The sequence below is a fragment of the Streptomyces sp. E-08 genome, assembly GCF_049913095.1.
GTDB lineage: Bacteria > Actinomycetota > Actinomycetes > Streptomycetales > Streptomycetaceae > Streptomyces.
This window is the reverse complement of sequence record NZ_CP183971.1, coordinates 4,248,615-4,261,984: the sequence shown is the minus strand read 5'-3', so window position 1 is coordinate 4,261,984 and position 13,370 is coordinate 4,248,615. Positions and strand designations below refer to the sequence as shown.

10 protein-coding genes and 1 tRNA gene are annotated in these 13,370 nt (G+C 70.2%); 4 read left to right on the top strand and 7 right to left on the bottom strand.

The genetic code is table 11. From position 1 onward, the window contains the following. Positions 1 to 28: 28 nt before the first annotated feature. The 6 genes from pknB to ACN9MM_RS19485 form a co-directional block, all read right to left on the bottom strand. A complete protein-coding gene (gene pknB / locus ACN9MM_RS19510) occupies positions 29 to 2,044 on the bottom strand; it encodes a Stk1 family PASTA domain-containing Ser/Thr kinase (protein WP_426364828.1) in 2,016 nt (671 codons plus the stop codon). A gap of 155 nt (positions 2,045 to 2,199) precedes the next feature. Continuing rightward, a complete protein-coding gene (locus ACN9MM_RS19505; protein WP_426364827.1) occupies positions 2,200 to 3,666 on the bottom strand; it encodes a peptidoglycan D,D-transpeptidase FtsI family protein in 1,467 nt (488 codons plus the stop codon). Next, a complete protein-coding gene (locus ACN9MM_RS19500; protein WP_426364826.1) occupies positions 3,663 to 5,105 on the bottom strand; it encodes an FtsW/RodA/SpoVE family cell cycle protein in 1,443 nt (480 codons plus the stop codon). The genes ACN9MM_RS19505 and ACN9MM_RS19500 overlap by 4 nt, the downstream gene beginning before the upstream one ends. A 26-nt stretch (positions 5,106 to 5,131) precedes the next feature. Next, complete coding sequence (locus ACN9MM_RS19495) at positions 5,132 to 6,625, bottom strand: Stp1/IreP family PP2C-type Ser/Thr phosphatase (protein WP_426364825.1); 1,494 nt, start codon at positions 6,623 to 6,625, stop codon at positions 5,132 to 5,134. A gap of 173 nt (positions 6,626 to 6,798) precedes the next feature. Further along, positions 6,799 to 7,317 carry an FHA domain-containing protein FhaB/FipA gene (locus ACN9MM_RS19490; RefSeq protein WP_383785402.1) on the bottom strand — a complete coding sequence of 173 codons (519 nt, stop codon included), beginning with the start codon at positions 7,315 to 7,317 and terminating at the stop codon, positions 6,799 to 6,801. Between the two features lie 10 nt (positions 7,318 to 7,327). Next, positions 7,328 to 8,197 (bottom strand): FhaA domain-containing protein, encoded by an 870-nt coding sequence (locus ACN9MM_RS19485; RefSeq protein WP_426364824.1) that lies wholly within the window; start codon positions 8,195 to 8,197, stop codon positions 7,328 to 7,330. Positions 8,198 to 8,704: 507 nt separating this feature from the next. Between ACN9MM_RS19485 and ACN9MM_RS19480 the strand changes: the two genes are divergently transcribed. The 3 genes from ACN9MM_RS19480 (at position 8,705) to ACN9MM_RS19470 (ending at position 11,437) form a co-directional block, all read left to right on the top strand. Beyond that, positions 8,705 to 8,791: transfer RNA gene (locus tag ACN9MM_RS19480), tRNA-Leu, on the top strand. A 169-nt stretch (positions 8,792 to 8,960) separates the two neighbouring features. Continuing rightward, positions 8,961 to 10,739: a sensor histidine kinase gene (locus tag ACN9MM_RS19475; RefSeq protein WP_426368778.1), complete on the top strand. Its 1,779-nt coding sequence runs from the start codon at positions 8,961 to 8,963 to the stop codon at positions 10,737 to 10,739. A 38-nt stretch (positions 10,740 to 10,777) separates the two neighbouring features. Next, positions 10,778 to 11,437, top strand: coding sequence for a response regulator transcription factor (locus tag ACN9MM_RS19470; RefSeq protein WP_382858162.1), 660 nt, complete (start codon positions 10,778 to 10,780; stop codon positions 11,435 to 11,437). 204 nt (positions 11,438 to 11,641) lie between these two features. On the opposite strand, the gene ACN9MM_RS19465 is transcribed toward ACN9MM_RS19470, so the two are convergent. Beyond that, positions 11,642 to 12,109, bottom strand: a complete 468-nt coding sequence (locus ACN9MM_RS19465; RefSeq protein ID WP_426364823.1) for a MarR family winged helix-turn-helix transcriptional regulator — start codon at positions 12,107 to 12,109, stop codon at positions 11,642 to 11,644. A gap of 102 nt (positions 12,110 to 12,211) precedes the next feature. On the opposite strand from ACN9MM_RS19465, the gene ACN9MM_RS19460 reads away from it, so the two are divergent. After that, positions 12,212 to 13,351, top strand: a complete 1,140-nt coding sequence (locus tag ACN9MM_RS19460; RefSeq protein ID WP_426364822.1) for a hypothetical protein — start codon at positions 12,212 to 12,214, stop codon at positions 13,349 to 13,351. Positions 13,352 to 13,370 lie beyond the last annotated feature (19 nt).

Below are 13,370 nucleotides of genomic sequence, written 5' to 3'. Positions count from 1 at the left end.
CGTGACCGTGCCGGGGTGCGGGCGGGCGTCAGCCGAAGAAGCCGCCGCCGCCGGGGTTGCCGTTGTTGTTGTCCCCGCCGCCTCCGCCGCCCAGCGTCATGACGGTGATCGGCTGGTTGGTAGGAACCGTCGAACCCTCCGGCGGGTTCGTGCTGAGGACCATGGCGTCCTCCTTGTCGGAGCCCTGCTGGACGACCGTGAGGCCCATGCCCTGCAGCAGGTCCCGGACCTCCTTGAACTTCTTGCCGGTCAGCCCCGTCGGGATCTGGACCTGGGTCTGCTGCGGTCCCTTCGAGACCTTCAGCACGACCTGGACGTCCTTCGGCTGGTTCGACGGGCCCTGCGGGGTCTGGTCGACGACCGTGCCCGCGGGCTCCGTCGAGTCGACCTCCTCCTTGGACACGTTCATGAAGCCGATCGCGTTCAGCTGCTGGACGGCCTGGTCGTAGGTCCGGCCCTTGAAGCTCGGAAGCTCGGACAGCTGCTTCTTCGCGACCGTGATGGTGATCGTGGTGTTCTGCTCCGCCTTGGTGCCGCCGTCGGGGTTCTGGCGCAGCACCGTGCCGGGGTCCTCCTCGGACTCCTCCTGGTCGACCTTCACCTTGAAGCCCTTGGCCTTGAGGCTCTCCTCGGCCCGCTCCTGGGACTGTTCCACGACGTCCGGGACCTCGACGAGCGGGGCGCCCTCGGAGACGTACACCTGTACCGTGCCGTCGGCGTCCATCTTCGCGGTGCCGTCCGCCACCGGCTCCTGGCGGCAGATGCTGTCCTTGGGCTGGTCACAGCGCTCGGTGCCGGCCTGCTGGATCTTCACCTGCGCGTTCTTCGCCAGGTCCTGCGCCCCCTGCATGGTCTGGCCGACCAGCTGCGGGACACTGACCTGCTGCGGGCCGTCCTTCTTGTCGAAGATCGAGACACCGATGAAGATCGCGCCGACGAGCACCAGGATGCCCGCGAGGACCAGGAGGATCGTCGACGTGTTCGACTTCTTCTGGCCACCGCCACGACGGCGGTCCGGGCGGTCGTCGTAGCCGTAGCCGTCGTCCGGGTTGACCGGCGGCATCATCGACGTCTGGCCGCCCGGGTCGGCCTGGCGCAGCGCCGTGGTCGGCTGGTCCTCCGGCGGATAGCCGTAGCCCCCGCCGTACGCGGGCGCGCCCGCCATGCCCATCCCCATGCCCATCGCGGCGGCCGCCGCGACCGGCTGACCGTCGAGGCAGGCCTCGATGTCCGCGCGCATCTCGTCGGCGGACTGGTAGCGGTAGTCGGGGTCCTTGACCAGCGCCTTCAGGACGATGGCGTCCATCTCGGGCGTGATCTCGGGGTCGAAGTTGCTCGGCGGCTGCGGCTCCTCGCGGACGTGCTGGTACGCGACCGCGACCGGGGAGTCGCCGATGAACGGCGGACGGACGGTGAGGAGCTCGTAGAGCAGGCAGCCCGTGGAGTACAGGTCGGAGCGGGCGTCGACCTGCTCGCCCTTGGCCTGCTCCGGGGAGAGGTACTGGGCCGTGCCGATGACCGCGGCGGTCTGCGTCATGGTCATGCCCGAGTCGCCCATGGCGCGCGCGATGCCGAAGTCCATGACCTTGACCTGGCCGGTGCGCGTCAGCATGACGTTCGCCGGCTTGATGTCACGGTGCACGATGCCGGCGCGGTGCGAGTACTCCAGCGCCTGGAGGATGCCGACCGTCATCTCGAGGGTGCGCTCGGGCAGCAGCTTGCGCCCGGAGTGCAACAGCTCACGCAGGGTCGAACCGTCGACGTACTCCATCACGATGTACGGGATGGAGACCTGGTCGACGTAGTCCTCGCCGGTGTCGTAGACCGCGACGATCGCCGGATGGTTCAGCGAGGCGGCGGACTGTGCCTCACGGCGGAACCGGGCCTGGAAGGACGGATCGCGGGCCAGGTCGGCCCGCAGCGTCTTCACGGCGACGGTGCGGCCGAGCCGGGTGTCCTGGGCGAGGTACACCTCGGCCATGCCACCACGGCCGAGCACCGGGCCCAGCTCGTACCGGCCGCCGAGGCGACGCGGCTCTTCCATAGCTAATCCAGCCCTCTCCGTCTGTCCCGACCGCACCCATGGGTGGTCCGGCGGTGTGTGCTGTTCGCGCATACGCTACCGGCCCCGGGAAGGCGATCCGCCCGGGGCCGGTAGCTGATACCTGACCGGTACCTGGCTCGTACGGGGTCCGGGGGTCAGCCCCGGGTCTTGATGACCGCCTTCATCACGGCCTTCGCGATCGGGGCCGCCAGGCCACCACCGGAGATGTCCTCACGGTCCGTGCCCGCCGAGTCCTCGACGACCACGGCGACCGCGACCGGGGAGCCCTCGGACGTCTTCGCGTACGAGATGAACCAGGCGTACGGACGCTTGGCGTTCTTCTCGCCGTGCTGGGCCGTACCCGTCTTGCCGCCGACCTTCACGCCGTCCATGTGCAGGTCGGCGTTGCCGCCGGTGCCCTTGGTGACGACGTTCTCCATCATCTGCTGGAGCAGCTGGGCGTTCTCCGGGGAGACCGGGCGGCTCATCTCCTCCGGCTCGTTCTGCTTGATGACGTCGACGTTCGGGGCCCGCAGCTGGTCGATCATGTACGGCTTCATCAGCTTGCCGTCGTTGGCGATCGCCGCCGTGACCATCGCCATCTGGAGCGGGGTGGTCGCGGTGTTGAACTGGCCGATGGACGAGAGCGCGTTGCCACCGCGGTCGGAGTTCTTGTCGAACACGGAGGCGGAGGAGCGGACCGGGGTGAACTGCTCGGCGTTGAAACCGAACTTCTCGGCCATCTCGACCATCTTGTCGCGGCCGACGTCGTCGCCGAGCTTCGCGAAGACCGAGTTGCAGGAGATCTCCAGGGCACGGGTGAGGCTGGCGTTGGCGCAGCCCCTGGCGTGGTTGACCATCTCCCGGTTGGAGAGCGGGATCTTCCAGCCCTCGGGGGTGTCGGTCGCCGCGTTGATGTCGGTGACCTTGCCGTTCTCCAGCGCCGCGGCGGCGGTGACGACCTTGAAGACGGAGCCGGGCGGGTAGATCTCGCGGATCGCGCGGTTCAGCTTCGGCTTGTTCTTGTCCTTCTCCAGCGCGACCCACGCCTTCTCGTCCTTGCCGGAGTAGCCGGCGAAGGAGGCGGGGTCGTACGAGGGCGTGGACGCCATCGCGAGGATCTTGCCGGTCTTCGGCTCGATGGCGACGACGGCACCGGTCTTGTCGCCGAGTCCCTCGTAGGCGGCCTTCTGCGCGGCGCCGCTGAGGGTGGTGATGACGTCGCCACCCTTCTTCTTCTCGCCGGTGAACATGGCGAGGGTGCGGTCGAAGAAGAGCCGGTCGTCGTTGCCGGTGAGGATGCCGTCCTCGATCTTCTCGATCTGGTTGGCGTCGTAGGCCTGCGAGGCGTAACCGGTGACGGGGGCCCACATGGGGCCGTCCGTGTAGGTCCGCTTGAACTTGTAGAACTTGTCGCCCGAGTCGACGGAGCCCGTTATGGGCTTGCCGTCGACGATGATGTTGCCGCGCTGGTTCGAGTACCGCTCGATCTGGACGCGTCGGTTGTTCGGGTTGGCGTTCAGCTCGTCGGCGCGGACGAACTGGAGCCAGTTGTCGCGGATGAGCAGAGCGAGGACGAGCAGGCCGCAGAAGATCGCGACCCGGCGCAGCGGCTTGTTCACGGACGGACCACCTGGGTCATCTCGGCATCGGGGTTCGGGGCGGGCGAGGGCGCGGGACGGCGCGCCGTGTCGCTGATCCGGATCAGGATGCCGATCAGGGCCCAGTTGGCGATCACGGACGAACCGCCGTACGCCAGGAACGGCATCGTCATACCGGTCAGCGGGATGAGGCCCATCACACCGCCGGCGACGACGAAGACCTGCAGCGCGAACGCGCCAGAGAGACCCATCGCGAGCAGCTTGCCGAAGGGGTCGCGGGCCGCGAGGGCGGTCCGGACACCGCGCTCGATGATCAGGCCGTAGAAGAGCAGGAAGACCATCACACCGGCAAGGCCGAGCTCCTCGCCGACCGTGGCGAAGATGAAGTCGGAGTTGGCGGCGAACTTGATCAGGTCCGAGTTGCCCTGTCCGAGACCGGTGCCGAGGATGCCGCCGGAGCCGAAGGACATCAGCACCTGGGTCATCTGGTCACAGGCGTACGCCGTCATGGAGTTCGGCGGCGCGTTCTTCAGGCACTCGAAGGGGTCGAGCCAGGCGTCCACACGGGACTGCACGTGACTCGCGGTCGAACCGACGACGACGGCACCGGCCGCCGACATCATCAGACCCATGACGACCCAGCTGGTCCGCTCCGTCGCCACGTACAGCATGATCACGAACATGCCGAAGAACAGGAGCGAGGTACCGAGGTCGTTCTCGAAGACCAGGATGAGAAGGCTGATCGCCCAGATCGTCAGGATCGGACCGAGGTCACGGCCGCGGGGCAGGTAGAGCCCCATGAAGCGGCGGCTCGCCAGGGCCAGCGCATCGCGCTTCACCATCAGGTAGCCGGAGAAGAAGACGGCCAGGACGAGCTTGGCGAACTCTCCGGGCTGGATCGAGAAGCCGCCGACGCGGATCCAGATCTTGGCGCCGAAGCTGTCCGTGCCGAGGCCCGGGACGAGCGGCAGCAGCAGCAGGACGAGGGCCGCGGCCATGGAGATGTACGTGTAGCGCTGGAGAACCCGGTGGTCCTTGAGCAGCAGCAGCACGCCCACGAACATGGCGATGCCGATCGCGGAGTACATCATCTGGTTCGGCGCGGACGGGCTGAACGCGCCGTACGACGTCTTCGCCAGCTGGATCAGCCGCGGCGACTGGTCGAGACGCCAGATCAGCACCAGGCCCATGCCGTTGAGCAGGGTCGCCAGCGGCAGCAGCAGCGGGTCCGCGTACGGGGCCCACTTCCGCACCACCAGGTGCGCTACGCCCGCGAGCAGGGCCAGGCCGAGGCCGTACCCCGCCATTCCGGCCGGGACCTTGCCGTCGATGGCCAGGCCCACGTTGAGGTACGCGAACACCGGGATGACGACGGCGAACGCGAGCAGCGCCAGCTCGGTGTTGCGGCGGCTCGGCGCCTCGATCGCGCCGATGGTGGTCGTGTTGGTGACAACGCTCATGGTGGTGAAAGGCCCCCTACGGGTGCTTACTGCTTGCCGCAGTTCGAGGCCAGCTTCTGCTCCTCCGCGGTGAGGGTGGGACCCGGGGACGGAGCGGCTGTGGTGGGCTTGGAGTCAGGAGTGGCGGTGCCGTCGGGCTTCTGCGTCGCCGGCGGCTTGCTCGCCTGGTCGGCGGCCTTCTCGGCGGCGGCGTGCCGCTGCTCGGCCTTCTTGCAGGCCGAGGCCTGCACGGCCAGCTCGGAGATCTTCGTCTCGGCCTTGCCGAGGCTGCCACCCGCGATCGTGTCCTCGACCTGCTTCCGCTGGTAGGCGGGCAGGTACTTGAGTTCGATCTCGGGGTGGTCCTTCTCGACCTTCGACAGCGACACCCACGCCAGGTCCTGGCTGATGCCCTGGTACAGCGCCACGTGCTGGTCCTTGGAACCCACGAAGTACTGCGTCTGCGTCCAGCGCCAGCCGCCGTAGAGGCCGCCGCCGACGAGACCGAGGACGAGGAGGAGGAAGAAGGAGCGCTTGAGCCACTTGCGGCCGGTGCGCGGCTTCACGAAGTCGTCGTCCGTGTACGACTCGAAGGAACCCTGCGGGGGCATCCCGCCGTACCCGTGGTCGTCACCGCTGCCGGGCGGACCGAAGCCGCCGGCGGGCGGCTGCTGGTGCGGCGCGGTGCGGCCGAGGCCGGAGGCGCGGCCGGCCGGGGTCTGCATCGCCCCGCCGTCGTTCAGCTGTGCCTGGTTCTCGGCGACGGCGCCCACGATGACCGGGGTGTCGCTGAGGTGACCGGCGAGGGTGTCGCCGCCGTCGACGTCGAGGACGTCGGCGACGATCACCGTGATGTTGTCGGGGCCACCGCCGCGCAGCGCGAGCTGGATCAGCTCCTGCACGGTCTCCTGCGGGCCCTGGTAGCTGGCGAGGGTGTCCTCGAGGGTCTGGTGCGAGACCACGCCGGACAGGCCGTCGGAGCAGATCAGATAGCGGTCGCCGGCCCGGACCTCACGGATCGAGAGGTCGGGTTCGACGTGGTCGCCGCTGCCGAGCGCGCGCATGAGGAGCGAGCGCTGCGGGTGGGTGGTGGCCTCTTCCTCGGTGATCCGGCCCTCGTCGACGAGGCGCTGGACCCAGGTGTGGTCCTGGGTGATCTGGGTGAGGACACCGTCGCGGAGCAGATAGGCGCGGGAGTCTCCGACGTGCACGAGACCGAGCCGCTGGCCGGTCCACAGGAGGGCCGTGAGCGTGGTGCCCATGCCCTCCAGCTGCGGGTCCTCCTCGACCATCATCCGCAGCTGGTCGTTGGCGCGCTGCACCGCCGTACCGAGCGAGGTGAGGATGTCGGAGCCGGGGACGTCGTCGTCGAGCGTGACGAGCGTGGAGATCACCTCGGAGGAGGCGACCTCACCGGCGGCCTGGCCGCCCATGCCGTCGGCGATGGCGAGCAGCCGGGGCCCGGCGTAACCCGAGTCCTCGTTGCCCTCGCGGATCATGCCCTTGTGCGAGCCCGCGGCGAATCGCAGGGACAGAGTCATGCGCACCTGCCCTGTCGACGCTGCATCGGGGTACAGCCGGTCTCGACCCACACTGCCCACCCTCCGGTCGCTCCGGTCACACCGGTCGATTCAGTCGCTCCGGTCGGGAGCGAGGCACGGCCTTTGGCGGACCCGGCTCGCTCGCTCCACTCGCGCCTATTCATGATGTAGCACTACTTCCGCAGCTCGATGACGGTCTTGCCGATGCGGATCGGCGCGCCCAGCGGAATGGGTGTGGCGGTGGTGAGGCGGGTCCGGTCGAGATACGTGCCGTTGGTGGACCCGAGGTCCTCGACGATCCACTGGCCGTCCCGGTCCGGGTAGATCCTGGCGTGGCGGCTCGACGCGTAGTCGTCGTCGAGGACGATCGTCGAGTCGTGCGCCCGGCCCAGCGTGATCGTCTGGCCCTGGAGGGCGACGGTCGTGCCGGTGAGGGTGCCCTCGGAGACGACCAGCTTGGTCGGGGCACCGCGACGCTGGCGGCCCCCCGTGTTCTGCTGGCCGCGCTGCTGCGGAGGCGCGGCGGCCTGGCGCGCGTTCTGCTGAGGTCGCGCCTCCTGGCGCCGCGAACCGCGCTGGGTGACCCGCGTACCGAAAAGGTCGCTGCGGATGACCTGGACGGCCACGATGACGAACAGCCACAGAACGGCCAGGAAACCCAACCGCATGACCGTCAGGGTCAGCTCTGACATTGCCCCCGCTTCACCCTTCGGCTTGCCGGTAAACGATGGTGGTGCTGCCCACGACGATCCGCGAGCCGTCGCGGAGCGTAGCGCGGGTGGTGTGCTGCCCGTCCACCACGATGCCGTTGGTGGATCCCAGATCCTGGATCGTCGAGGGCGTTCCGGTCCGGATCTCGCAGTGCCGGCGGGAGACGCCGGGATCGTCGATCCTCACGTCCGCGTCGGTGCTGCGGCCGAGGACCAGGGTCGGGCGGGAGATCTGATGGCGGTTGCCGTTGATCTCGATCCAGCGGCGCACCGGGGAGCCCGATCCGGCGTGGGTGCCGGGGCCGGGCATGGATCCGGGGCCGCCCGCCGGGCGTCCGGCGGGCGCCGTCGGCCGGTGGCCGGGCGCGCCGGGAGGCGGGGAGGCGGGCATGGGCGGGGCGCCGGCCGGGGGGTACCCGTAGCCGCCGTGGCCCTGCTGCTGTTGGTGCTGCTGCGGCCCCGCGGAGGGCTGCTGCGGCTGTGACGTACTCGACGCGAGCGTGCGGCTGCGGACGCGGTACAGGCCGGTGTCGAGGTCCTCGGCCTTCTCCAGGTGGACCTTGATCGGGCCCATGAAGGTGTACCGCTGCTGCTTCGCGTAGTCCCTGACCAGGCCGGCGAGCTCGTCGCCGAGCTGGCCCGAGTAGGGGCTGAGACGCTCGTAGTCCGGCGTGCTCAGCTCCACGATGAAGTCGTTCGGGACGACGGTCCGCTCACGGTTCCAGATCGTCGCGTTGTTGTCGCACTCGCGCTGGAGCGCGCCGGCGATCTCGACGGGCTGGACCTCGGACTTGAAGACCTTGGCGAAGGTGCCGTTGACCAGGCCTTCGAGACGCTGCTCGAAACGCTTCAGGACTCCCATGGGGCACCTCCTCCGTCGTTGTCGCCCTGGTACTGCTTACTGATCGTATCCACGCGTCGGGAAATCGGCTGGTTCCCCTTCTCTGCCCTGTGGACGAGTGTCACCTCTCACAGGCTTTCCCCACGGATCGTAGAGGCGGCCTGTGGACAGTGTCCCGCACCCGGCTGTGGGAGCGGAGGTGCGGGCCGGGGTTCCGGGCGGGTCCGTCCCCTTCCGCCCTCCTTCTTCCTTCCTTTTCCCTCCTTGGCGGCCTTCCTCCTTCCCTCCCTCCCCCTCCTCTCCTTCTCCCGTCCGCTCCGTCTCACTCCCCCTCCGCCCGCTCGTCTCGCGGTCCCGCGGGCCCCTCTACCCGGCCCGCTTCACGCCCCCGAGCGCCTCACCCCTCTCCTTGTTCTCCGGTGGCGAGGGCGAAACAACGGATGTGAATCCACGGTCTGCGGCGTGCTAATCTTCAGATGTCGCCAGGCGCTCCCACTGAAAAGTGAGAGGGCAGGGAGACCACCCAATGCGCGGGTGGCGGAATAGGCAGACGCGCTGGATTCAGGTTCCAGTGCCCGAAAGGGCGTGGGGGTTCAACTCCCCCCTCGCGCACCAGACGGAAGCCCCGTAGGTCATCGACCTACGGGGCTTCCGCGTTCGTCGATGCCGATGTGAGCCTTCCCACGTCGGGGGCGGAGGACGCGCGACTTTTGTCTTCGGAGCCCGAGACGAAAGAGGGACGTCCAAGGCGTCCGGCGCTGCCTAGGGTTCGAGCGTGGACGAAATGTCGAAGTCGGGGAGCTGGAGCGCGCGGGACGTCGGGGCCCGGGCCGCCGCCTGGTGGCACTGGTTCGCGCTGCCGGGGCAGTGGTCGCGGCGCAGGATCACCGGTGAGGTGGCCCTCGCCGTCGTCGTCGCCGTGCTGGCCGCCGGCACCGAGGAACTCCTGGGCGGCGAGGGATGGCGGCTGGCCGCGGTCGCCGTGGGCGCGGCCGCCCTGGCGCTGCTGCGGCGCAGACTCCCCGCGAGCGTGCTCGTCCTGACCGCCGGGCTCGCGCCCTTCGTGCCCGGCCTCGGGCCGCTGCTCATCGTCCTCGGCTGGTCGTCCGGCCGGTACGTCGCGAGCGCCGGACGGGCCCTGGCCGCGTTCATCGCCGCCTTCGTCCTCAACGTCGGCGGGACACTCCTGGAGACCTGGGACCGGCAGCGGCTGCTCACCGTCGCCTTCATGGCGACCCTCTACTACCTGGGCACCACCCTCGCCCCCGGCCTCGCCCACCGCTACTGGACCCAGCGCCGGACCCTGCTGCACGCGCTCCAGGAGCGCAACGCCCAGCTGATCTGGGAGCGGAACATGGTGGTCTGGCAGGCCCGGCTGCGCGAGCGGCAGCGGATCGCCCAGGACATGCACGACAGCCTCGGGCACCAGCTGGCGCTGATCGCCGTGCACACGGGGGCCCTGGAGGTGGACCGTGACCTGAGCGAGCGGCAGCGGGAGGTGGTCGGCGTCCTGCGGAACGCCTCGGTGACCGCCATGCACGAACTGCGTGAGGTCGTCGGCATACTCCGCGACGGCGTCGCGGCGGAGGACGGGACGGCGTCGCCGCCCGCGCCGGCCGGGGACGAGACGGGACGGGCCGCGCGCGGGATCGCCGGCATCGAGGGGCTCGTGGCGGCGGCCCGCGCCGCCGGCACCGCGGTCGGGCTGCGACGGCTGGGGGAGGAGAGATCACTCGCGCCGGCCGCCGACCACGCCGCGTACAGGATCGTGCAGGAGGCCCTGACCAACGCCTACAAGTACGCGCCGGGGACACCGATCGGCGTCGAGCTGCGGTACGAGCCGGACACCTTCGTCGTCGAGGTCGTCAACGCGAAGCCGGTCGACGGGCCGGTCAAGGACCTCGTGAGCGGCGGACAGGGGCTCGCCGGGCTCGTCGAGCGGGCCCGCCTGGTGGGCGGCATGTGCCACGCGGGCCCGGCCGACGACGGCGGGTTCCGGGTGGCCGGGATGCTCCCGTACGGGGCGGCGCCCGTCGCGGAGGCCGCGCCTTTGGTCGATGCCGCCGACGACTTCCGGCAGCAGACCACGAAGCCGCTGGTGGGCGATGGTCGTCCGGTCGCGGTCGGACCGGCCGACTGGACGTTCACGGAGCGGGAGCTGGCCATGGCGGTGCGTGGGGGCAAGGGCAGGAGCACGGGTGGGGCGGTCGCGATCGGCTGCGGGATCGCGTTCGCGGCGCTCGTCCTGCTGGTCGTGGCGGCCGGCTTCGGCCTCTACTTCCTCATGGGGTCGCTGAAGGACGGGATGATCGACCCGGCGCAGTACGACGCGGTGAAGGTCGGGATGACCGAGACCGAGGTCCGTGACCAGCTGCCGTCCGGCGACACCATAGCCACGGCCGGCCTGAACGGCTCGGGACCCGCGCGCCCGGAGGGATCCAGCTGCCTGGTGCTGATGTCCTCGGAGCTGGGCGAGACCTATGACGAGGAGCCCGTTTTCCGGTTCTGCTTCAAGGACGGCAAGCTGATCGAGAAGAAGTCGTACGTGGTCGAACAGCGGTAGAGCTGAACAGCCCGTACCGGAGGCGTGGGGGAGAAGCTGTGGCAGGGCAGCCCATCAGGGTCGTGATCGCCGACGACGAGCCTCTGATCAGGGCCGGGATCCGGATGATCCTCATCTCGGACCCGGGGATCGAGGTCGTCGGGGAGGCCGCCGACGGGCGGGCGGCGGTCGAGGCCGCACGGGCGCACGCCGCCGACGTGGTCCTCCTCGACATCCAGATGCCGGTGCTCGACGGCCTTTCGGCACTGCCCGAGCTGCGCCGGGCCGCCCCCGCGGCCCGGGTGATCATCCTGACGACCTTCGGGGAGCGGGAGAACGTCCTGCGGGCCCTGGAGCACGGGGGTGCCGGGTTCCTGTTGAAGGACACCGCGCCCGCCGAACTGATCGGTGCGGTGCGGGCGGCCGCTGCGGGAGACGCCTATCTGTCCCCGGCTGCGACCCGGCACGTGGTGGAGCGGCTGGCCACCGGCCGGGAGGCGGCGCGCGCCGAGGAGGCGCGGGCACGGGTGGCGGCGCTCAGCGAGAAGGAGCGTGACGTCCTGGCCCTGCTCGGCGAAGGCCTCTCCAACGCGGACGCCGGCAAGCGGCTGCACATGAGCGAGGCCACGGTGAAGACGTACGTGAGCCGGATCCTGGCCAAGCTGCACTGCGAGAACCGGGTGCAGGCCGCGCTCCTCGCCCGGGACGCGGGGCTGTAGGGGCGGGAGCGGGGCCGTCGCTGGGCTGTGTGCGAGGGGCCGGGCGGTAGTGGGGCTGTGCGCCGAGGTGTCGGGCGGTCGCGGGGCTGTGTGCGAGGGCCGGGTGGTCGCGGGGCTGTGTGTCGAGGTGTCGGGCGGTAGCCGGGCTGTGTGCGAGGGGCCGGGGCGGGGGCGCGGCTCGGCAGCTTCGCGTGCAGGGCGTGCTCAGCTCAAGGGGGTGCCGGGGGCGGGGCTCGTGGCCGCGGCGTTGTAGCGCAGGAGGTATTCGGCGAAGCGGGCGAGGTCCTCGGCCGGCCAGTCCTCCAGGCGCTCCTGGAAGGCGGCGAGACGGTTCGTCTGGGCCGAGGCGAGGACCTTGGTGCCGGCCTCGGTGGGATGCAGGACGTGCACGCGATGGTCGTCGGGGGCCGGGCGGCGCTCGACGAAACCGAGCTTCTCCAGGCCGGCGACCTGACGGCTGACCGTCGACTTGTCCAGGAAGTAGTGGGCCGCGAGGTCGGTGGCGCGGCAGCCGCGCTGCTCCTCGATGTGGGCGAGGAGCGTGTACGAGACGAGCGGGAGCTCGGGGTGGACCCGGGCGGCCGCGGCGCGGGCCCGGCGGGCGAAGGCCGTCAGTTCGCGCTGGATGACGTCCACGGACGCCTCGCGGGGTGGCTGTGCGCCGGCGGTCATCGTGCGCTCCCTGCTGTCGTTCGGGGGTTGCCCGGGTGCGGGTGGCTCCCCGTGAGCTTTCGGTTGTATAGTACAACGAGTCTTTAGTTGTAAAAGCCAACCATGGAGGTCTCGGTGTCCGCAGGACCGAACACCAGCGGTGCGTTGCGGCATGTCCTCGGACATCTGCTCACCCCCCTGTTGATGTGCGTCGGCATGGGGCTCGCCTACCTCGGTGCCTTCCACGCGCCCGAACCCCACGACCTGCGCGTCGACGTCGTCGGCTCCGGCCCCACCACACAGGTCCTCGCGCAGACGCTCCAGGACAAGGGAGCCGGCGCCCTCGACGTCCGTACCGTCCCCGACCGGGACACGGCCGTCTCCGCACTGCGCGAGCAGCGCAGCTTCGGCGCCTACATCCCCGGCGAGAAGCCCGAACTGCTCGTCGCGTCCGGCTCCTCCGACACCAGCGCCATGGCCGTCGAGAAGGTGTTCACCAAGGTCGCCGCCGCCCAGGACGCACCGCTCAAGGTCACCGACACCGCCCCCACCGCCTCCGGCGACCCCACGGGCCAGGGCGTCTTCTTCCTGCTCGTCGCCCTCAGCATCGGCGCGTACGCCTCGGTCGCCGTCATCGGCGGAGCCGGAGCCGTCCTCCCCATGCGGATCAGGGCACTCCTCGCCGCCGGCATGTCGCTCGTCGTCAGCCTGATCGGCACCCTCTTCGCCGGGCCGGTCTTCCACCTGGTCGACCACGGGCTCGCCGGCGTGTGGGCGATGGCCTGGTTGTACGCGGCGGGCATCCTGGCCGTCGGCGTCGGCCTGCACACCTTCCTGCGCCGCTGGACCACGCTCGGCGTGATGGTGCTCTTCGTCATGCTCAACTTCACGAGCTCCGGCGGCATCTACCGCCCCGAGCTCCAGCCAGGCTTCTTCGGCGCGCTGCACGCCTTCTGGAACGGCGCGGGCTTCGTCGAGGGCGTACGCGGCCACGTCTACTTCGGCGGTCACGGACTCGGCGGGAACGTCCTCGTCCTCGGCCTCTGGCTCCTCGCCGGTGCCGCGTTGGTCGTCCTCGCCGGCCTGACGGAGGCACGGCGCCGGAAGGCGAGCGCCATCACCGCGGCGACGGCCGGGCCCGGCACCGGGTCCGAGTCCCGGACCCGGTCCGGATCCGAATCAGGGCCCCGGCCTGAGTCCGAGTCCGATTCCGAGGCCGATTCCGAGTCCGAGGAGGAGATGGAGGAGGCCGTCGCGGTCTGACGGGCGGTGTCCGGACCGG

Coding starts and splice junctions, on each gene's coding strand:
- ACN9MM_RS19490 (WP_383785402.1), bottom strand. CDS start 7,317: ATGTCAGAGCTGACCCTGACGGTCATGCGGTTGGGTTTCCTGGCCGTT.
- ACN9MM_RS19465 (WP_426364823.1), bottom strand. CDS start 12,109: ATGACCGCCGGCGCACAGCCACCCCGCGAGGCGTCCGTGGACGTCATC.
- pknB (WP_426364828.1), bottom strand. CDS start 2,044: ATGGAAGAGCCGCGTCGCCTCGGCGGCCGGTACGAGCTGGGCCCGGTG.
- ACN9MM_RS19475 (WP_426368778.1), top strand. CDS start 8,961: ATGTCGAAGTCGGGGAGCTGGAGCGCGCGGGACGTCGGGGCCCGGGCC.
- ACN9MM_RS19485 (WP_426364824.1), bottom strand. CDS start 8,197: ATGGGAGTCCTGAAGCGTTTCGAGCAGCGTCTCGAAGGCCTGGTCAAC.
- ACN9MM_RS19460 (WP_426364822.1), top strand. CDS start 12,212: ATGGAGGTCTCGGTGTCCGCAGGACCGAACACCAGCGGTGCGTTGCGG.
- ACN9MM_RS19500 (WP_426364826.1), bottom strand. CDS start 5,105: ATGAGCGTTGTCACCAACACGACCACCATCGGCGCGATCGAGGCGCCG.
- ACN9MM_RS19495 (WP_426364825.1), bottom strand. CDS start 6,625: ATGACTCTGTCCCTGCGATTCGCCGCGGGCTCGCACAAGGGCATGATC.